This is a genomic window from Sporosarcina jeotgali (genome assembly GCF_033304595.1).
GTDB classification, from domain to species: Bacteria; Bacillota; Bacilli; order Bacillales_A; family Planococcaceae; genus Sporosarcina; species Sporosarcina jeotgali.
The window spans coordinates 1350725-1370159 of record NZ_CP116341.1 but is presented as its reverse complement, the minus strand read 5'-3'; the positions used below and the strand labels follow the sequence as shown (position 1 = coordinate 1370159).

General features: G+C 42.3%; 17 protein-coding genes. 1 reads left to right on the top strand and 16 read right to left on the bottom strand.

Annotation, left to right across the window (positions count from 1 at the left end):
• Positions 1-13 precede the first annotated feature (13 nt).
• Genes lpdA through PGH26_RS06570 form a run of 5 tightly spaced genes read right to left on the bottom strand, consistent with a single transcriptional unit; the run spans position 14 to position 6632 of the window.
• Complete coding sequence (gene lpdA / locus PGH26_RS06590; protein ID WP_323693197.1) at positions 14-1441, bottom strand: dihydrolipoyl dehydrogenase; 1428 nt, start codon at positions 1439-1441, stop codon at positions 14-16.
• Positions 1425-2555 (bottom strand): butyrate kinase, encoded by a 1131-nt coding sequence (gene buk, locus PGH26_RS06585; RefSeq protein WP_323693196.1) that lies wholly within the window; start codon positions 2553-2555, stop codon positions 1425-1427. The genes lpdA and buk overlap by 17 nt, the downstream gene beginning before the upstream one ends.
• A gap of 37 nt (positions 2556-2592) precedes the next feature.
• The gene (locus tag PGH26_RS06580; protein ID WP_323693195.1) at positions 2593-3690 is read right to left on the bottom strand and encodes a Leu/Phe/Val dehydrogenase; all 1098 of its coding nucleotides are present in this window, start codon (positions 3688-3690) and stop codon (positions 2593-2595) included.
• A gap of 23 nt (positions 3691-3713) precedes the next feature.
• Positions 3714-4625 carry a bifunctional enoyl-CoA hydratase/phosphate acetyltransferase gene (locus PGH26_RS06575; protein WP_323693194.1) on the bottom strand — a complete coding sequence of 304 codons (912 nt, stop codon included), beginning with the start codon at positions 4623-4625 and terminating at the stop codon, positions 3714-3716.
• 18 nt (positions 4626-4643) lie between these two features.
• Positions 4644-6632 carry a sigma 54-interacting transcriptional regulator gene (locus PGH26_RS06570; protein ID WP_323693193.1) on the bottom strand — a complete coding sequence of 663 codons (1989 nt, stop codon included), beginning with the start codon at positions 6630-6632 and terminating at the stop codon, positions 4644-4646.
• 125 nt (positions 6633-6757) lie between these two features.
• Here PGH26_RS06570 and PGH26_RS06565 point away from each other — a divergent pair, with 125 nt between their 5' ends.
• Complete coding sequence (locus tag PGH26_RS06565) at positions 6758-6988, top strand: DUF2627 domain-containing protein (protein WP_323693192.1); 231 nt, start codon at positions 6758-6760, stop codon at positions 6986-6988.
• Positions 6989-7057: 69 nt separating this feature from the next.
• Here the strand turns inward: PGH26_RS06565 and PGH26_RS06560 are convergent, their stop codons facing one another.
• The 11 genes from PGH26_RS06560 to xseA all read right to left on the bottom strand — a co-directional run bounded on the left by PGH26_RS06560 (position 7058) and on the right by xseA (position 19356).
• Entirely contained in the window at positions 7058-7795 is a 738-nt protein-coding gene (locus PGH26_RS06560; protein ID WP_323693191.1) for a glycerophosphodiester phosphodiesterase, read from the bottom strand.
• Positions 7796-7824: 29 nt separating this feature from the next.
• Complete coding sequence (locus PGH26_RS06555; RefSeq protein WP_323693190.1) at positions 7825-9387, bottom strand: flagellar assembly protein A; 1563 nt, start codon at positions 9385-9387, stop codon at positions 7825-7827.
• Positions 9388-9703: 316 nt separating this feature from the next.
• Entirely contained in the window at positions 9704-10501 is a 798-nt protein-coding gene (gene spo0A, locus PGH26_RS06550; RefSeq protein WP_323693189.1) for a sporulation transcription factor Spo0A, read from the bottom strand.
• A 220-nt stretch (positions 10502-10721) separates the two neighbouring features.
• Positions 10722-11696 (bottom strand): SpoIVB peptidase S55 domain-containing protein, encoded by a 975-nt coding sequence (locus PGH26_RS06545; protein ID WP_323693188.1) that lies wholly within the window; start codon positions 11694-11696, stop codon positions 10722-10724.
• 133 nt (positions 11697-11829) lie between these two features.
• Entirely contained in the window at positions 11830-13524 is a 1695-nt protein-coding gene (gene recN / locus PGH26_RS06540) for a DNA repair protein RecN (protein ID WP_323693187.1), read from the bottom strand.
• 17 nt (positions 13525-13541) lie between these two features.
• Positions 13542-13991, bottom strand: a complete 450-nt coding sequence (ahrC, locus tag PGH26_RS06535) for a transcriptional regulator AhrC/ArgR (protein WP_323693186.1) — start codon at positions 13989-13991, stop codon at positions 13542-13544.
• A 79-nt stretch (positions 13992-14070) separates the two neighbouring features.
• On the bottom strand, positions 14071-14892 hold the full coding sequence (locus PGH26_RS06530) for a TlyA family RNA methyltransferase (RefSeq protein ID WP_323693185.1): 822 nt from the start codon (positions 14890-14892) through the stop codon (positions 14071-14073).
• Positions 14889-16787: a 1-deoxy-D-xylulose-5-phosphate synthase gene (gene dxs / locus PGH26_RS06525; protein ID WP_323693184.1), complete on the bottom strand. Its 1899-nt coding sequence runs from the start codon at positions 16785-16787 to the stop codon at positions 14889-14891. Before dxs ends, PGH26_RS06530 begins: the two co-directional genes overlap by 4 nt.
• A 97-nt stretch (positions 16788-16884) precedes the next feature.
• Positions 16885-17769 carry a polyprenyl synthetase family protein gene (locus tag PGH26_RS06520; RefSeq protein ID WP_323693183.1) on the bottom strand — a complete coding sequence of 295 codons (885 nt, stop codon included), beginning with the start codon at positions 17767-17769 and terminating at the stop codon, positions 16885-16887.
• Positions 17762-18004 (bottom strand): exodeoxyribonuclease VII small subunit, encoded by a 243-nt coding sequence (locus PGH26_RS06515; protein ID WP_323693182.1) that lies wholly within the window; start codon positions 18002-18004, stop codon positions 17762-17764. The genes PGH26_RS06520 and PGH26_RS06515 overlap by 8 nt, the downstream gene beginning before the upstream one ends.
• On the bottom strand, positions 18004-19356 hold the full coding sequence (gene xseA / locus PGH26_RS06510) for an exodeoxyribonuclease VII large subunit (protein ID WP_323693181.1): 1353 nt from the start codon (positions 19354-19356) through the stop codon (positions 18004-18006). The genes PGH26_RS06515 and xseA overlap by 1 nt, the downstream gene beginning before the upstream one ends.
• Between the last annotated feature and the right edge of the window lie 79 nt (positions 19357-19435).

Here is a 19435-nt window from a genome sequence, read left to right as displayed (position 1 = left end):
TGTTTCCCCCTTTTTACATGTGGATTGCTTTACCATCTACAGCAAGTGCTGCTTCACCAATCACTTCAGAGAGTGATGGATGCGGATGAATTGTGTCCGCGACTTCCCAAGGTGTTGCGTCTAATACCATAGCTAGGCCTGCTTCAGAGATCATATCTGTAACACCCGCACCAATCATGTGCACACCGAGAATATCATCTGTTTTTTCATCCGCAACTATTTTCACAAAACCATCAGCTTTTCCATTCACCAGCGCTTTTCCAACTGCTTGGAATGGGAACTTGCCGACTTTTACAGTGAATCCGCGTTCTTTCGCCTGTTTTTCGGTGATTCCCACGCTCGCAGCTTCAGGGCTTGAATAGATACAGCGTGAAATTTTTTCATAGTCCATCGGCTCTGGAGTCTGGTTTGCAATATGTTCAATTGCAGCGATTCCTTCGTGAGAGGCAACGTGCGCCAGTTGAAGTCCGCCGATACAATCTCCAATCGCATAGATATGACTTTCTTTTGTTTGGAACGTCGGGCGTGTTTTAATGTAACCCTTTTCAATTTCAATTTCCGTATTGTCGATGCCGATACCTTCTGTATTTGCTTGACGGCCAACTGAAACTAGAACTTTTTCTGCAGTGAAGCTTTGAGCAGCATCACCAATTTCTGCTGTTATGGTTACATTCTCTGAAGTTTTTTCAACTGTTTCAGGAAGAACTTTTGCGCCTGTGACGAACTTGATGCCTTTTTTCTCAAGAAGTTTCTTCATTTCTTTGGAAATGTCTTCGTCTTCAGTTGGCAGAATACGATCTGCATACTCCACAACAGTAATGTCAACACCGAAATCGTTCAGCATTGAAGCCCATTCGATTCCAATTACGCCGCCTCCGATGATTAACATAGAAGAGGGCAATGATTCAAGAGCAAGTGCGCCGTCTGAAGATAGAATTTGCTGTTCATCCAACTCTAGACCCGGCAATGTTCTAGGGCGTGAACCAGTTGCAAGGACAAGGTTTTTCAAGATGAGCATTTCATTCTCTTCACCGTTGTTCATTTCAACTGATATCGTTCCAGGCATCGGGGAGAAGATGGATGGTCCGAGCATTCTGCCTGTTCCTTCATAGACATCGATCTTGCCCTTTTTCATTAGCCCTTGAACGCCTTTATAAAGCTGGTCGACAATGGACTTCTTTCTTTCTTGGACAGCTGAGAAATTAAGAGTAACTCCTTCTGTTTCAACACCGAAGCTTTGAGCTTTTTCTTTCGTCAGCTGATAAACTTCTGCGCTTTTCAACAACGCTTTACTAGGAATACACCCTTTATGTAAGCACGTACCGCCTAATTTCCCTTTTTCAACGAGCGCTGTTTTCAGACCTAATTGTGCAGAACGAATGGCAGCGACATATCCGCCTGTTCCACCGCCAAGAATTACTACATCATACTCTTGTGCCAATGTGATCAGCCTCCATTTCCATGTTTGTCTGTCCTAATGGATATTCTTTTGCTTCTTCTTCACCGGTAAGAACACGGATTGCCCCTTCCGCAAGGGCTTGCAATTCGTCTTCCCCCGGATAGACAACTACTTCTGCTATCCAGTTCACATATCTTCGGATCTCTTCAGTAAACTCTTTACCGTATGCAAGTCCACCCGTTAAAATTATTGCATCTACATTGCCTTTCAAGACTGACGCTGCACTGCCGATTTCCTTCGCGACTTGATAAGCCATAGCGCTGTAAACTTCTTTTGCACGTTCGTCCCCGGCTGCAATTCGTTTTTCGACTTGAACGGCATCATTCGTACCTAGGTACCCTGTCATACCGCCTTTGCCGACGAGCATCTCCATAATCTCTTGACGATAATACTTTCCCGAGAAACAGATATCGACTAAATCACCTGCAGGAACTGTACCTGCACGTTCCGGGCTAAAGGGACCGTCACCATGAAGTCCGTTATTCACGTCAATGACTTCTCCATGATGATGGGCGCCAACAGTAATTCCGCCACCCATGTGAGTCACAATCAGTTTAAGTTCCTCATACTTTTTCCCAGTATGCTGCGCATATCTTCTAGCGACTGCTTTTTGGTTCAATGCATGAAAAATTGAATGCCGCTCCAATAAGTTGAATCCTGAAACTCTTGCTAAAGGCTGCAGTTCATCTACTACGACCGGATCTACAATATAGGCGGGAATATTCGCTTCTGCAGCAATTTCATTCGCAAGGATTCCGCCTAAGTTGGATGCATGCTGACCTGCATATCCTTTCCGCAAGTCTTCAAGCATAGCGTCGTTCACAGGGTACGTGCCTCCTGCAATCGGACGCAGCAAACCGCCGCGCCCGCAAACTGCAGATAGTGAGGATAGATCAATTTTATGATGTTTTAACTCTTCCACAATCATCGACTTACGAAATTCGTACTGCGCGGTGATAGAAGTAAACTGGGCAAGTTGTTCGGTGGAATGACGCAATGTCTCTTCCATGACGAGTTGATCATTATCGAACACGCCAATTTTTGTAGAGGTAGAGCCAGGATTGATCGTCAAAATTCTAGCAACTCCATGGTGCACAAGTATCGTCTCCTTTCACGGCACAGCTCAACGCACCTTATCGACGATTTGAGAGTACGCTTTTTTCTTTTTGCAGGAATGTGTTGCGTGCTTTTGAAACTCGTTCAATGCGCTCCTCAGCCAAACGGTCTGCTGCTACATATGAAGGAATGTTGTCACGCTTAGAAATCGCGAAGATCTTTTCGATTGTATCGTAAATTGTGTTAACTTTTTTCAATGCACGCTCGCGGTTATATCCGTCCAATTCGTCTGCTACGTTAATAACTCCGCCTGAATTGATAACGTAATCTGGTGCATATACAAGTCCCATTTCATGGATCTTGTCTCCATGTTCAGGATTTTTCAATTGGTTGTTTGCAGATCCTGCAATGACTTTTGCCTTCAATTGCGGAATTGTTTCATCGTTGATAACTGCTCCAAGTGCACATGGGGAGAAGATGTCTGCTTCTACGCCATAGATTTCGTTAATGCCAACAGCTGTTGCTCCAAAGTTGTCTACTGCACGTTGAACTGCTTCTTCGTTAATATCTGTAACAATCAATTTAGCGCCTTCTTCATGAAGGTATTCGCACATTGTATAGGCGACATTTCCGACACCTTGTACTGCGATTGTTTTACCTTTAAGGGAATCGTCGCCAAAAGCTTCTTTAGCTGCTGCTTTCATTCCTACATAAACACCAAGTGCAGTGACAGGTGATGGGTTGCCTGAAGAACCAAATTCAGCAGATACACCTGTTACGTAATCTGTTTCAAGGTGGATAAGATCCATATCTTCTTCAGTTGTACCTACGTCTTCAGCAGTAATGTAGCGACCATTCAGTCCTTCGATGAAGCGGCCGAATGCACGGAACAATTCATCGTTCTTGTCTGTTTTAGGGTTACCCATGATAACTGCTTTACCTCCGCCAAGGTTAAGACCGGCAGCTGCATTTTTGTAAGTCATTCCGCGTGCAAGCCGAAGTGCATCTTCGATTGCTTCTTCTTCGCTGTTATATGTCCACATGCGAGTTCCGCCTAGTGCAGGTCCAAGTGTTGTATCGTGAATTGCGATGAATGCTTTAAGCCCAGTTGTTTTATCTTGGCAGATCACCAATTGCTCGTAGTCGTAAGTTTCCATGTATTTGATAATTTCCATTTGTAATTCCTCCAATTATTCAATCAGTTTTTGCTTACTAATAATGCAAGTGCTAGTGAATGTAGTTTCGTTTCAGCATTGTCCGCCCGTGACGTAACAACAATTGGAGCGGATGCCCCTTGAATGATTCCACCAACTTTCGCACGAGCGAAATAGGTTAATGATTTGTAGAGAATGTTACCAGCTTCCAAGTTGGGGGCCACTAAAATATCCGCTTTTCCTGCTGCCGGACCTGAAAGTCCTTTATGTTGCGCGGCTTCAGGTGAAATCGCATTATCCAATGCCATTGGACCTTCTACAATACAATTTTTCAACTGTCCTCGCTGATTCATCATCGTCAAGGAAGCTGCATCCAATGTCGCTTGCATTGCGGGATTTACTGATTCGACTGCAGCCAGCGGGACAACAACCGGCATTTCCACCCCGCATGCCCTGGCAACAGTTACCGCGTTCTGAATGATTTGAGCTTTAACCTGCAGATCCGGTAAAATACTCATGGCTGAATCAGTAACGAAGTAAAGTTTTTCAAAACTTGGAATTTCAAATGCTGCTACGTGAGAGAGCACGTTTCCAGTTCTCAAACCTGCATCTTTACGCAGTGCAACTTTCATCAATGCTGCCGTAGGGAGATTTCCTTTCATTAGCACTTGGGCTTCTCCAGAAGAAACTGCATCTACCGCTAATTGTGCTGCATGCTGAGTTCCATTACAATCGACGAGCTCGATATCCGGATGATCGGCGAGCTGCGGGTACTTCCCTTTTATTGTTTCGAGCAGCTGGTGTTTATTATCGTAAAGCTTGAACGTCGCAAGTCCCCTGGAAACTGCAAGTTCAACAGATTCCAAAACATCCGCATCTGCAGCACAAGCAACAGCTGTGCACGGCCTGTCAGATAATGCGGCTGCCTGTTGTACAAGTTCTGATAGAGTATTCATCTCATCACCGCACTTTCGTTAAATCAATTTGTATTTTTCCAATTTGTAGTACAAAGATCGGAGTGAGATGCCAAGCCGATCCGCAGTCAAAACTTTTTGACCGTTATTCTCTCTCAACGAAGTTTCGAGTAATAACTTTTCATGATCTTCCATAAGGGAAGCGAGTGTCCGCTTGTCAGGGAGTGCAGAATCTGGCTGTTGGACACTGCGAGAGGAAAGTGCCCGTACGATATCCTCTTCATTAAGCTTTGCAGAACCTGACTCCGTTAAAATCATCGCTCTGCTCAGCACATTTTCCAATTCTCTTACATTCCCCGGCCATTCATAAGATTGAAGCCGCAGCATAGCTTCAGGCGTCACTTGTTGAATGGCCATACCGAACTCCTGGTTCAGCATCGCAAGAAGTGCATCTGTCAATATTCCAATATCATCTGTCCTCATCCGCAATGGAGGAATCCTTATGGACATTCGGGTTAGTTGATAATACAGCTCTTCGCAGAGTACTCCTTCATGCACAGCGCGCTCTAAATTCGCTGCAGAAGAAGTAATAATTCTAACAGACAATTGTATAGGTTTCCCCGCTGCTGTTATACTTCCCGAACCTATGTATTCTAGAAGTTTTTTCTGTACATCTGGTTTTAATTCTGTAATCTCGTCTAAAAATAGCGTTCCAGATCTTTTTTCATGTTGGATTTCAGTATGCTTTATTGCTGCTTCGATTGCGTCTACATCTAATGATGAACATGAAACCCGAATGAATTCGCTTTCTTTCCTCTTGCTTCCTGTATGAATGGCATGAGCGAAAAGTTCTTTCCCGCTTCCAGGTTCACCGCGAAGCATGACAGGAATTTCAGAACCTGCTGCAATTTTAGCCTGGCTGACGGCAATCAAAAGGTCTTCATTGTTCCCGAGAATGTCATCAAACGTATAGGTTGATTCCAATTCGCGGATCATAGCTTTTGCATGATCGAGCTGTTTCATAAGACTTCGCATTTCTGTAATATCATGAATGACACCCACACTGCCCTTTACTTCCTGGTCAACAATGATCGGAGCAACATTGACAATGACATCCCGATTATTTTCACCAAGCTGCATATTGACACCACGGACAGGACGCTTTGTTTCCAGAACCCTCATGTGAATACTTTCACCCGAGCTGATATCAACAGTTGCAGGCTGACCAATCACTTCTTTGTCCGTTAACCCTGTTAGACGAGTGTAGGCCGGATTGACCAAAATTCCCAATCCCTCAGAATCCACAACCGAAATCGCATCATCGCTCGAATGGATGATAGCTTCAAGCATAGTCTTTACACGTTTCAAGTCAGTAATCTCTTCCGCAGTGCGTATGACACCGGTTATATCTTTAAAAACAGCAAACGCTCCGGTGATTGTGCCGTCTGGCATAACGAGGGGATATCTGGAACTTAAAATGTCCAACCCGTTCGTTAGTTGAAGTTCCACATTGGAGTCAATCTGACCTTTTTTCAGAACATCAGGTAAACCCGATTCAGGTATAACAGATAAAATCGGTTTACCAAGTACTTCATCAAATGAAAAACCAAGCATTTTGGAAGCGCTGTCATTAAAAAGATTAATGGTACCCATTCCGTCAATTCCTATCATACCTTCACCGACTGAGTTAAAAATCGATTTATATATCAGGATGTCTGATTGCAATAATTCCAATTCTGTTCCCTGACATGCTAATAATTTGACTATGAGTTGACTGCTGGATTTAGAGAGAACAGTTATCTGTGGATATTTCGGATTGTAAGTGAATGGAAAGTTACCAGAAAAGTCTAGAACGAGCTGCACATTACCTGAAAGAAAACTTTCTGGATCAGGTCCGTGAGGGATTCCCTTCTGCCTCGCAAACTTACTGACACTATCGTTAGCGTTAGTGTCCACAATACCGATAATTCGAACATGTTCAAGTTGTTCCAGTTGTTGTAAAACACGGAGGCTGTTTTGGTCAGCATCAATAATTAGTAAGTTTTGCAAAGATGTTCAATCCCCCTCTCACCTTTGTGCAATCTTTTGCATTTCTAAGTTAATCATACAACATACTTCCCTTCTTGACAATCTTTCGACAGCGGGTAAAATTAAAAAGGATTGGAGGAGTTCGTATGGCTCGTTTAGCAGCGTTCATAGTGCTCGTTATACCAGGTATTGCCGCAGCTCTGGGTATAAAATTGATGCGTGATGCATTGTTCGGTATCCTATTTAGCCCTTTCCCATACATATGGATGCAATTTGTTGCAGGGTTTCTTCTACTTGCAGTAAGCATCGGTTTTTTCGCTGGATTTTTATTTCGACGGGATCAGCGAACAGGCAGAATACAAAAGAAGAAGAAATAAAAAGCAGAAGACTTGGCAAACACACCAGGTCTTCTGCTTTTTTGAAGTTATTAATGCTTAAACTGCAGTTTATTGCCTTTTACTGATAAATTTTGCTGGGTAATCTGTAATCCATCCATGTATAAACTCAGGCGGATTTTTGACGAACGGTTCGTCTCCTTCCACCCCATAGACGCGAATTGTTTTATCTGTATCTTTCCATTGACTTAGATATGGCTCTTTCATCATTCTTTTATGAAAGTGAAATGCATCTGCAGCTGGATAATCTAAGAGCTTGTGATCTGTCAGCATAGACTTTTTCAAAAGCAATCCCGCTTCCATAGCAGGGTTCAATTCCTTAACTTTCTTGATTAACTCATAATCAAATGAGGAAACGTATACTTTTTCAAGCACAGAAACCTGATCAAGCAAGCTCGCCAATGACTCTGGATTCGCAGAAATTGTCTCTTTAAGCTCAATATTTAACCCTATTGATTCCATCTCAGCAAATGAAATAACGGATGACAAGGTCGGGATAGAATGGCCTTTTACACCTCTAAAAAAACGTTTTCCAATACGGATTTGCTGGATCTCGGCTGCATCCATTTCTGAAATGTTTTTCCGGACTCCAGATAATCGGGAAAGTTCTGAGTCATGTATTACAAAAAAGACTCCATCTTTAGACAATTGAACATCCAATTCAATACCGTCTGCTTGGTCTTCTACAGCTCCGTAGAAAGCTTTCATCGTATTTTCAAAGTATTTTCCAGAAGAGCCTCTATGTGCATATATTTCCTTGCGGTGATTGTCTTTGTTCTCTACAGACATTCAGCAGCCTCCTGGATATTTGATTTTTCTTAAATATTCAATACCCCATCAATCATCTCAAAAACACCTTTTGTAGAAGAATCAATAGTAGAAGTTTTTGAACCAATTTGAATACATACACCCGGATTTGCTACATGCGTAATTTCAATTTGTGGTGGAACTGCGGTTTTCATTGTGTGCAAATTAGCTTGAATTGCCTGGTCAAGTACAAATACTTCTTCACGGCTTGTTTTAAGGGTATCTTGTATTTTATCGTATGCTTCTCTTTGGGCTCCTACTAATGAAGTCACAACTTTTTCTAATGGCTCAACATGATTTTCTAATTGAGTAATCTGTTTTTGCAGGTTTTTAATAGATTGTGCCATTTTCTGAACATCGATATGAAGTGCTTCCTTATCGATACCTTTTGCGCATAGCTCTGTTACCCGTTCATGACGATTACCGGCAACAGCACATTCTATCCGGTATTTTCCTTCAATATTCCCGCCAATAATTCGTCCTTTGTGCCGGTCAACATAAACAAAGTCAGCAATTACCTGGGACCCCAGCAAATACGAGCCAACCTGAACCGTTTGAGCAAAAAGACTGCACTCGTTCGCGTGTTTAATGAAAATACTTCCTTTCGCTTCAATGACAGTTGTACCGCCCCCAAAGACGCCGCCTTTAATGTAAACATCCGCTTGCTCAGATCTTACCTCTTTTGCATTGGTCACCCCTTCTTTAGCACCTACAGAAATATCGCCAGTAGCATTGACACTGTATCCGGCAAGTACTGTTCCTGAGATGACGACTGTCCCGTCAAAAGTTATTGATCCGGTTTCAGGTCCCACGTCTCCGTTGATGAGAAGCTGCTGACCGATACCTACGACTCCGTTTTCAAATTCCAACACGCCGCCATGGACCGCTCTAAGGACAATCTTCCCGTCTTCTTCGACTTCCTCAACGGACTTCCTATCGTAATAAAGCTTATTGTCCAATCCTTTTTTACTTGGTATTTCATTTCCAAAGATGTCAAAACCATTTATACCTTCTTGAGGGGGAATTTTCTCACCTAACCAGTCTCCCTTTTTAATAGGAGTTACAAAATTCATCTCATAATAGTCTGCGGAGCCGTCTTCTCTAATCACAGGACGTCTTTCTGGTACTTCTATGTATGTAATAACCGCATCGTCACCTTTTACGGGCGCTATACCTTCAGCTACAACGATCGATTGCTTCGTTTTTATGGCGTTCCAGTTAATTTCAGTCTGCCCCGGCCGAATTCCCTTACTTTTCAATGCTTCTGCAATTAGCATAGGCAATTCTTGCCTTTGTTCTTCAATCTCCTCCGATGTTAAATAAATCTCTGCTTCGGCTTTCATTTTATCAAGAGAAATGCTTATCTCAATTTCAGATGCGTAACTAGCGATTTCTCCTTCGTTTCCTTCCGTTGAAAGAGCCCGGCGCAATTCAGGAAAGGACGTGATTTTCAATCTGGGTAATTCTTGTGTAATTTTATCAAAAGACTTAATTGGAAATCCACTCTTTTTAGTATGCATTAAAATTATATTTTCACTTCTGGTAAGTGTAATGTAATCGTTTTCAAATAACATGACCTTCACCTCTCCTTAAACTCATTATAAGTCTTTGACATATATAAGAAATAGGAATTTCGTCTATACTTAGACAAATCGATTTCAGGAAGACCTTAGCATTTGCATCTTTTCACTCAGTTTGTTGTGATCTACCTACTTGAAAAATAAGGAATTCGGGATGACTATTAAAACATTCTTTTAATATAGGTAAAATTGCTATCAAATGCTTCAAAATAATTCCAGGTATTATAGACACACAAAAAAGCAGGGACAAATTCTCCTGCTTTTTAATAGTTGCGTCTAGTATTTGTTGATCGTATTTCAAATCAACATTTCAGCTGGCCATATGCTCAAGACGGATCTTATCAGCGATCATTGCGATGAATTCAGAATTTGTCGGTTTGCTTTTTAAATGATGAACTGTATAGCCAAACGTTTTCGAAATAACTTCGTAATTCCCCCGATTCCATGCTACTTCAATCGCATGGCGAATAGCACGTTCTACACGGGAGGGCGTTGTCTTGTACTTTTCTGCAATTTCCGGATACAAAATTTTAGTTACCGCACCAAGCAGATCATTATCATTATAGACCATTTGAATCGCTTCCCTAAGATATGAGTAGCCTTTAATATGGGCGGGAACACCAATTTCTTTAATAGTCGTTGTAATCGCGGTATCCAGCACTTTTAGCGAAACGCCTTCTTCTGCTTTTACAGGTTCCTGTGAATGTTGTTGCTGCGCGCGTGAAGGTTTATGTACACTCGCGGCTTGGAAAATTTGGTTAACAAGCTGTTCAAACTCAAACGGCTTCAACATAAAGTATGACGCGCCTAATCCAGCGGCCTGTGTCATCACATCTTCTTGTCCAAAGGCAGTGAGCATAATGATTTTCAAATTTGCATTCTCATCATTATTACGGATTTGCTCCAATACGGCAATCCCGTCCAAGTAGGGCATAATAATATCCAGCAGTAACACATCAGGAACGCCTTGTTCTAAATTGGCTAAGCATTGTTTTCCATTTTGAGCGGTCCAAAGTACGTCTATTTCAGGATGCTTCTCAAAATAAGCTGTCATTGTTTTCACAAGCTCTTTGTTATCATCAGCAATTGCAATTTTAATTTTACCCATTCTCAAATTCCCCCTTGATTGACACGCAGCCGTCTCTTGCTGCAACTCCCTGTCGATTCCTTGCTTGGTAAAAATTTCGACATAGGTTCTGAATTTCCTTTAATGAAAGTTAAAATGAATCCATTGGCGTACGGTTTCTCTTTATTTCGACAGAATTCTTGAATTTTTAACAGATGAAAAAGAAACAGCCAACTCAGATAATGAGTTGGCTGTTTCACATTTACTTGGCGCCTACTTCTGTCATTTTTCCCAGGAATAGACCGGCTCCTTTTTCAGGCTCATCCACAAACATATGAGTTACCGCACCTACAAATTTCCCTTTTTGAATTACAGGGCTTCCACTCATCCCCTGTAAAATTCCTCCTGTTTTTTCCAGAAGACGCTGATCCGTCAGTATAAATTGAAATGAATCATTCGACAGCTTTGATATTTCAATCTCAAACGATTCAACTTTTGTCCCTTGAATCGTCGTTAATATTTCTGCTTTTCCAACTGTTAACTCTGATGGCTGCATAACTTCCAATGGTTCCGTCAAGACTTCCTTATAAGAAGTATTCCAATCGCCAAAGATTCCATAAACACTATTGGTCAAAATTGAACCGAGTGTCTCTTCCTGATCGATGATTGAAGAGATCTTATAACCTGGGTTTCCTGGGGAACTTTTCTTAATTTGTTCGATTTCAGACAAGTAAATGGAGCCACTATCGAAATCGGGTGCACTGTTCAAAGAACTATCGATGATTTGATGTCCAAGCGCACCATATGTCCCATCATCGAGATCGACATATGTCAGCGTCCCGGTACCTTCTGTTGTGTCCTTCAAGAAAGGTAAGGCTCTCTTAAACGACAGCCCATCCGACTCGATCTTCACATCACTTGCTTCGCGCTGGAGAACAAGTTTTATCACTGCCTCATCTTTCATCGCAGTCACTTGCTCATGAAGGTTCTGCAGGGAATTCACAGATGTGCCGTCTATGCTAACTAACTGATCACCCGCTTTAAGGGAATCGTTTTTTTTGCTAAGCGGTACATCACTTGTGACAAAGACACCCGCTAGCTCCAGCTGAATCCCAATCGAATTCCCCATTGGGATTAATGAGCCGCTTTTAGCGAACGCAGCGATAGAACTGCCGGACATGACAACAATCATCACAACAGACGCCATGAAAAATTTCAGCTGTCTACTCCATTCCATAAGTCACCTCCTTCGTTTTTAGATTACCTATAGAGTGTGCGTTCTGGAGGTTGTTATGAAAGGGTAAAACATGCAAAGGTGGAATTCAAAAATAAAAAAGAATATCGGCATAGAACATCCGACATTCTTTTTTTTAAAGTGTACTTTTACGCGCCTCAGCAAGCTGTAACAATTCGTCAGCATGACGCAATGTTAGCGGTGTTACTTCAGCGCCCGATAACATTCTTGATAATTCTCGTGTACGATCTCCATCCAGCACATCTTGAATCGATGTTCGCGTGCGTTCATCCGTTACCTCTTTATGGATAAGGTAATGATGATCAGCCATTGCAGCAACTTGAGGCAGATGGGAAATACATAAAACTTGTGAATTCATGGCGACCATTGCAATTTTTTCTGCAATCGCTTGCGCCACACGACCGCTAACACCTGTATCGACTTCGTCAAAGATAATTGATGTAATTCCCTGGTGTTTTGAAAAAATGGTTTTCAAAGCGAGCATAACCCGTGAAAGCTCACCGCCTGAAGCGACTTTAACTAAAGGTTTCATCGGCTCACCGACATTGGTCGATATATAAAATGCAACATCATCGAATCCATTATAATCGAATACACCGGTATCTTTACGCTCGATTTTCACTTGGAATTCAGCTTTTCCCATATGTAGTTGATGAAGTTGCTCCATAATGGCCTTTTCCAACATTGATGCTGATTCTTTACGAATAGCAGAAAGCTCTCCTGCTTCTATTTCTAAGTCAGCCCGTAAATGCTTTAATTTTTCTTGTTCTTTTTCAAGACGGTCATCCCGATTTATTAATTCATCGAGCCGATCTGCTATTTTGTCCCGATACAGTAAGATATCTTCAATGGATGTACCATACTTCCGCTTAAGTATTGTAAATAAAGCTAAACGATCTTCTACAATTTCCAATCGATTCGGATCATATTCCATTTCATCGATCATGCCCTTAATGTCGTGTGCAACATCTTGCAGTGAATAAAAACTTTCACCAGCGGTTTCTGCAAGTGTTTTCAAGTCACTGTCCACCGACGCAGCATCTTCAAGATCACTCATTGCTGTTCCCAGGTAATCAAGTGCATGTGAATCGCCTTGTATGGCTTCATACGCATTATTTAACCTGTCAAAAAGTCGATGATAATGCTGAAGTTTCATTCGTTCCGATTCAAGTTTCTCCTCTTCACCGATTTGCAGGGCTGCTTCATCGATCTCGCTTAACTGAAACGTGTATAGATCAATTCGTTGAGCTATCTGCTGTTCATTTTCTGAGGCGAGACTTAGCTTTTTGTGCAATTTAACATAATCCTCGTACAAATCAGTATAACTCTTCATTGCCATCTTAAAAGGCGAGCCGGCAAACGAATCCAGTAAATGGATGTGACTCTTCTGATGCATTAATTCCTGATTCTCATGCTGACCATGAATATCAATTAATTGGCTTCCCAGTTCACGAAGAATCGCAATCGTAACCAATTTCCCATTTACGCGGCACGTCGTTTTCCCATTAAGATTTAATTCCCTCCGCAAAATGATGGTTCCTTCTTCCGATTCTATACCGAACTCCTCCATTTTCCGAAAAACAGGATGATTGAGGTCAACAATTGTAAACATTGCTTCAAGCTCAGCCTTTTTAGTACCATGGCGAATGAATTCGACAGAACCTCTTCCCCCCGCTACAAGCTGTACGGCGTCAATAATAATGGACTTTCCTGCTCCAGTTTCTCCTGTCAGAACGGTAAGTCCCTCTTCAAATGAAACATCAAGGTCTTCAATAATTGCAAAATTCTTAATGGATAATTCACTTAACAAGGGATTCTCCCCCTTCCTTAAAGCATGGCAAGCAAGCGATCCCGAACTGAACCTGCACCTGCTTCATCACGGCAAATAATCATGCACGTGTCATCTCCGCAGATTGTGCCAAGCATTTCAACCCATTCCAAATGATCAATCAGTGATCCGACTGCATGTGCATTTCCTGGCAGCGTTTTCAATATAAGAAAATGACTTGCTCCATCAATACTTATGAAAGCATCCGTCAACATCCGGTGCAGTTTATCCTCAATATTGAATTGCGGATTTGCAGGTAAACTATATTTGTAACGGCCGTCAGGCATCGGTGTTTTGAATAAATGCAGTTCTTTAATATCCCGGGAAACGGTTGCTTGCGTCACATCTACACCCGAGCTTTTCAACGTATCTACAAGCTGATCTTGTGTTTCAATCGCTTGCGATGTAATAATTTCCCGGATGCGCAGATGTCGCTGCCCTTTGTTCATATCAATCACTCCTTGCACATCATTTGTATGAAAACAGAACGGGATTTCATCAATGAATCTAGATGAATCCCGTTTCCTTTTACGCTAATTCCGAATGAGCCTGCTTCACTAATTCCGAGAAATCTTTGTCCGTAAACTCTGATATAGGCTGTTCTTCAGCAACTAAATGGAATAGGAATTCAATATTTCCTTCTCCGCCTGTAACTGGAGAGTACGTCATTTCTCTCAAACTAAATCCTTCTTTCGCAGCAAAATCTGCTACTTTTCGCAGTACTTCTTTATGCACCGCAACATCACGAACAATTCCTTTTTTCCCCACGTTCTCTTTACCTGCTTCAAATTGCGGTTTAACTAATGCCAAAACATCTCCACCAGGGATCAGAATTTGTTTTAAAGGAGGTAATATCAAACCTAAGGAAATAAAAGATACATCAATCGTCGCAAAATCAGGCAGCCCTTCTGTAAACATATCTGGGGTTGCATATCGGAAATTGCATTTCTCCATGACGGTAACCCGGGCATCAGAGCGAATCTTCCAAGCAAGCTGGTTTGTGCCAACGTCGAGAGCATAGCAATGTTTTGCACCATTTTGAAGAGCACAATCTGTAAAACCGCCTGTCGAAGAACCTATGTCTAACATGATTCGTTCCCCTACCGTGACATCAAATTCCTCTAATGCTTTTTCTAATTTCAATCCGCCGCGGCTAACATATTTTAACGAAGATCCTTTTACTTGTAACGGTAATGAGATTTTTATTTTTTCACCGGGCTTGTCCATTCTAATTTCATTTGAATAAACAATACCCGCCATGATCGATCGTTTCGCCTGCTCTCTTGTCTCAACGAGACCTCGCTGAACTAGCAAAACGTCGACCCGTTCTTTGGGATCCGTATTTGTCATTGCAGTTCCTTCTTACGTTCCAGAACAGAAATAGCATCTGCTGTTAGATCAGCTAGTGCTCCAGGAGTCATTCCAATTTCTGCGAGCAATGCTTCAACGTCACCGTGTTCAATAAATTGATCAGGAATTCCCATTCTATGAATCGGAGCATTGACACCGGAATCATGTGCATATTCTAAAACAGCACTGCCGAATCCTCCTGCAAGAACCGCTTCTTCAACAGTAATAATCGGTTTTCCAACTGCAAAGAGTTCGTCTAGCATCGCTTCGTCAAGAGGTTTGATGAACCGAGCATTGACGATGCTTACTGAAATTCCACGCTCTTTCAAGAGTTCTGCTGCTTCGTACGCCATCGGGATTGTCGTTCCAAACGTTAAGATCGTTGCATCTTGTCCCTCGGTCAACTTCTCCCATTTACCGATTGGCAGTACTTTCAATTCTTCATCCATCGGAATTCCGAAACCATTTCCACGAGGATAACGCATAGCAATCGGTCCGTCATTATAAGCTAACGCTGTTTTAACCATATGCTGGCCTTCATTTTCATCTTTTGGCATCATGATGACCATATTTGGCAAGTGACGAAGGAATGCGATGTCAAAGACGCCTTGGTGAGTTTCTCCATCCGCGCCAACGAGTCCTGCCCGGTCAATCCCAATAAATACATTCAACTTTTGGCGGGCAATATCATGAACTAACTGATCATATGCACGCTGAAGGAATGTCGAGTAGATGGACAAGAACGGTTTCATCCCTTGAGTCGCCATCCCTGCAGCCATTGTCGCTGCATGTTGTTCCGCAATCCCTACATCGTAAAAACGTTCAGGGAATTCAGCTGAAATAGCTTCCAATTTCGAACCTACAGGCATTGCAGGTGTAATCGTCGCAACACGTTGGTCCTCGCGAGCAATTCTTGCAACTGTAGCCGCAACTAAGCCACTCCAAGATGGACCTTTTGCAGGTGATTTTACAAAGTCCCCTGTCTCGATTTTATAAGGTCCGGTTCCATGCCATGTACCCACTTTATCGTTTTCAGCTGGATGGTACCCTTTTCCTTTTTTCGTGACAACATGAAGAAGAACTGGGCCTTCCATCTTTTTTGCATAGAGAAGATTGCGTTCCAATTCATTGAAATCATGTCCATCGATTGGTCCTAAATACGTAAATCCTAGCTCTTCGAAAAAGACACCTGAAACCACTAAGTATTTTAAACTATCTTTAAGCCGTTCTACTATGGACGCCATTTTGCCGCCAACTGCAGGAATTCGTTTGATAAGTTCTTCAACGTCATCTTTAACGCTGTTATACTTACCCGCGGTGCGTAACTTTCCTAGTATGGAATGAAGAGCACCGACGTTCGGGGCAATCGACATTTCATTATCGTTTAAAATGACAATCATATTTGTCTGCTGACTGCCTATATGATTCAGTGCTTCCAGGGCCATACCGCCTGTTAACGCACCATCACCAATAATAGGAATGACATAGTTGTCATCGCCTTTTATATCCCGAGCCGCCGCCATTCCCATTGCTGCAGATAAAGAAGTGGAACTATGCCCTGTTTCCCAGACATCGTGTTCACTTTCTGCCATTTTAGGGAAACCGCTTAATCCTTTGTATTTACGAAGCGTATCAAAATCACCAGCTCGGCCGGTTAAAATCTTATGCACATACGCTTGGTGTCCTACGTCCCAAATAAATTTGTCCTGTGGACTATTAAAAAATTTGTGAAGCGCTATTGTCAGCTCCACCACTCCTAGATTTGGTCCGATATGTCCGCCTGTTACAGAACATTTGTTAATAAGAAACTTCCGAATGTCTGCAGCGAGTTCTTTCATCTCTTCTAGGTTCAAGTTTTTAATATCCGATGGACTGCTGATCTTTGTAAGATCCATCTCTATCACACACCTTCATAAGTTAATACTACTGTTTCCGTTCATTTTCCTCATTATATCAACAATCAAACAATCAGTACCATTTAGACGCCTTATTTTAAGCGTTTCGATCAATAATATAGTCTGCAATTTGTGCGAGCAAAGAACTTCCCAGACTAATTTGTTCTAATGCATCAAGTGCCCTTTTGTGATGGTCAGCAAGTTTTGCATGAGCACCTTCGAGCCCCAGAAGCGCGGGGTATGTACTCTTATCACTAGCTGTATCTTTGTTTGCTGTCTTACCCAGTTGCTCTGTAGAAGCAGTGACGTCCAGGATGTCATCTTTAATTTGAAAAGCTAATCCAATATTTTTTGAAAAAGTACGAAGTTGTTGCATTTCAGTATCTGTTGCATTCGCTAAAAGCGCACCCGATTCAACACAGCATGCAAGCAATGCCCCGGTTTTATGGACATGGATTTCTTCAAGCTCTGTCAAGGTAAGTTGTTTTCCTTCCCCTTGCATATCAAGAATCTGTCCTCCTACCATTCCGGCTGGTCCAGATGCGATACTTACAGCTCTTAAAATGGCAAGCGTTGTTGCTGCATCTGTGTGCTGGAGTGATGCAAGTTCTTCGAATGCAAGTGTTTGCAATGCATCTGCCGCTAACACGGCTGCTGCTTCTCCAAAAACAACATGATTCGTTGGATTTCCTCTTCTGAAATCATCATCATCCATACAAGGAAGGTCATCATGGATTAAAGAATATGTGTGAATCAATTCAATCGCACCAGCCACTCGCACTGCATCATCAGATGTAGATTTCAAATCATGAAGCACTGCCAGAACCAGGAGAGGACGGATTCTTTTTCCTCCTGCATGTACAGAGTACGACATCGCCTCATTCAAAGTTTCAGGATAATTCTTCCCTTTAAAGAGTTCTGTGAAGTGTGTATGTAAAAGTGGTAACTGCTCATCCATAAACATTTTCAGCTGCTCACTCACTTGTGTCCTCTCCCTTCGAAGAATCCATCGCCGCGGCTTCTCCATTTTTGTCTACAATTGTGACGAGCTGCTTCTCAGCATGTTGCAGTTTTTGTTGACAAAATGCAGAAAGCTCCATCCCTTTTTTATATAAAGTGATGGAATCTTCGAGTTGAACATCTCCTGTTTCAAGTTGTTGAACGATTTTTTCCAATTCCAGCATCGCTTCTTCAAATTTCATTGAATCAGTTTCCATCATGATTCCTCCTTAATGGATTCTATTGATTGAATTTCCGCAATTGCAATACCATCCTGCATATTGATCTTGACTGAATCTCCGGGCGCCAGTAATTCAGCACGTTTAACGAGTTCGCCCTCTTTGTAAACGATTGTAAATCCTCTATCCATAACGCTCAGCGGGTTAAGTGCTTGCAACATTCGAATACCTGTTAAAAATCGGTCTTGTTTTCCACCTAAGGATTGACGCATTGCCCGAAGAAGTCTTTCTTCAACTGCAACAGCCTCTTTTGAACGCTGTTGCAGCTGAACAGCTGGCGATACAAGCTGCAGGCGAGAATTTATTTGTGTAAATTGAGTCGATTTTCGATAGAGCAACTCATTGTGACTGCGTGAAAGTCTCTCTTCAAAAGATACTTGCTTTTCAATAAATGGCCGATACAAGCGATCCGGATAAAGAAACGGATAAGAATTTTTCAAACGGTCCAACCGTTTTTGTTCTTGCGTTAGACGAGTCGCGAGAAAACGGTAAATCACTCGCTTTCTTTCCAAGATCCGGCCTGCCAGTTCTTCCTTCGCCGGGACAGCAAGTTCAGCTGCTGCAGTGGGGGTAGGAGCCCGGTGATCTGCAACAAAATCCGCAATTGTCGTATCGGTTTCATGACCTACTGCACTGATTGTGGGAATTCGGCATGAGAAAATCGCACGGGCAACCGCTTCTTCGTTAAATGCCCATAAATCTTCTATTGAGCCGCCGCCTCTTCCAACTATCAGAACATCTATATCACCTTGTCGATCAGCTTGTCCGATTGCTTCAACAATTGAAGGCACTGCTTGTTTACCTTGGACAGCTGCAGGGAACAGGACTATTTCTGCCATAGGAAATCTGCGACCTATCGTTGAGCAGATATCTTGGAACGCAGCTCCTGATTTAGCAGTGATGACACCGACTTTCTTAGGAATCCATGGTAATTGCTGTTTCCAACGGACATCAAACAAGCCTTCCTTGCCCAGCTGTTCTTTCAACTGCTCAAAGGCGAGGAATAGAGCACCAATTCCGTCCGGTTCCATGGATTGAACGTAAAGCTGATACTGTCCACTGCTTTCATATATATTAATATCCCCTGTTATCAGGACATTCATGCCGCTTTCTGGTTTGAACTTCAAACTAGAGGCATTTCCACGAAACATAGCTGCTTGGATTCTGCTTTTGTCATCTTTTAACGTGAAGTATATGTGTCCGGTCGGGTGAATTTTCACATTGGATAATTCGCCTTTAATATAGACATTTCGCAGGTGTGGATCAGCATCAAATTTCCTCTTAATGTATTTGGTGACAGCTTGTACGGTTAAGTATGGATTACCTGACAACGAATTCCCCTCCTGCGTATAAAAAGCTGTCTCTCTCTAACAAGAAACAGCGCTGTGTATTCTATGTAACGGCTATAGC

What these genes read in the sequence shown, in the direction of transcription:
- PGH26_RS06580 (WP_323693195.1), bottom strand. Translation starts at nt 3,690, where the DNA reads ATGGAAATTATCAAATACATGGAAACTTACGACTACGAGCAATTGGTG.
- PGH26_RS06575 (WP_323693194.1), bottom strand. Translation starts at nt 4,625, where the DNA reads ATGAATACTCTATCAGAACTTGTACAACAGGCAGCCGCATTATCTGAC.
- PGH26_RS06565 (WP_323693192.1), top strand. Translation starts at nt 6,758, where the DNA reads ATGGCTCGTTTAGCAGCGTTCATAGTGCTCGTTATACCAGGTATTGCC.
- PGH26_RS06560 (WP_323693191.1), bottom strand. Translation starts at nt 7,795, where the DNA reads ATGTCTGTAGAGAACAAAGACAATCACCGCAAGGAAATATATGCACAT.
- PGH26_RS06555 (WP_323693190.1), bottom strand. Translation starts at nt 9,387, where the DNA reads ATGTTATTTGAAAACGATTACATTACACTTACCAGAAGTGAAAATATA.
- spo0A (WP_323693189.1), bottom strand. Translation starts at nt 10,501, where the DNA reads ATGGGTAAAATTAAAATTGCAATTGCTGATGATAACAAAGAGCTTGTG.
- PGH26_RS06545 (WP_323693188.1), bottom strand. Translation starts at nt 11,696, where the DNA reads ATGGAATGGAGTAGACAGCTGAAATTTTTCATGGCGTCTGTTGTGATG.
- ahrC (WP_323693186.1), bottom strand. Translation starts at nt 13,991, where the DNA reads ATGAACAAAGGGCAGCGACATCTGCGCATCCGGGAAATTATTACATCG.
- PGH26_RS06530 (WP_323693185.1), bottom strand. Translation starts at nt 14,892, where the DNA reads ATGACAAATACGGATCCCAAAGAACGGGTCGACGTTTTGCTAGTTCAG.
- dxs (WP_323693184.1), bottom strand. Translation starts at nt 16,787, where the DNA reads ATGGATCTTACAAAGATCAGCAGTCCATCGGATATTAAAAACTTGAAC.
- PGH26_RS06515 (WP_323693182.1), bottom strand. Translation starts at nt 18,004, where the DNA reads ATGGAAACTGATTCAATGAAATTTGAAGAAGCGATGCTGGAATTGGAA.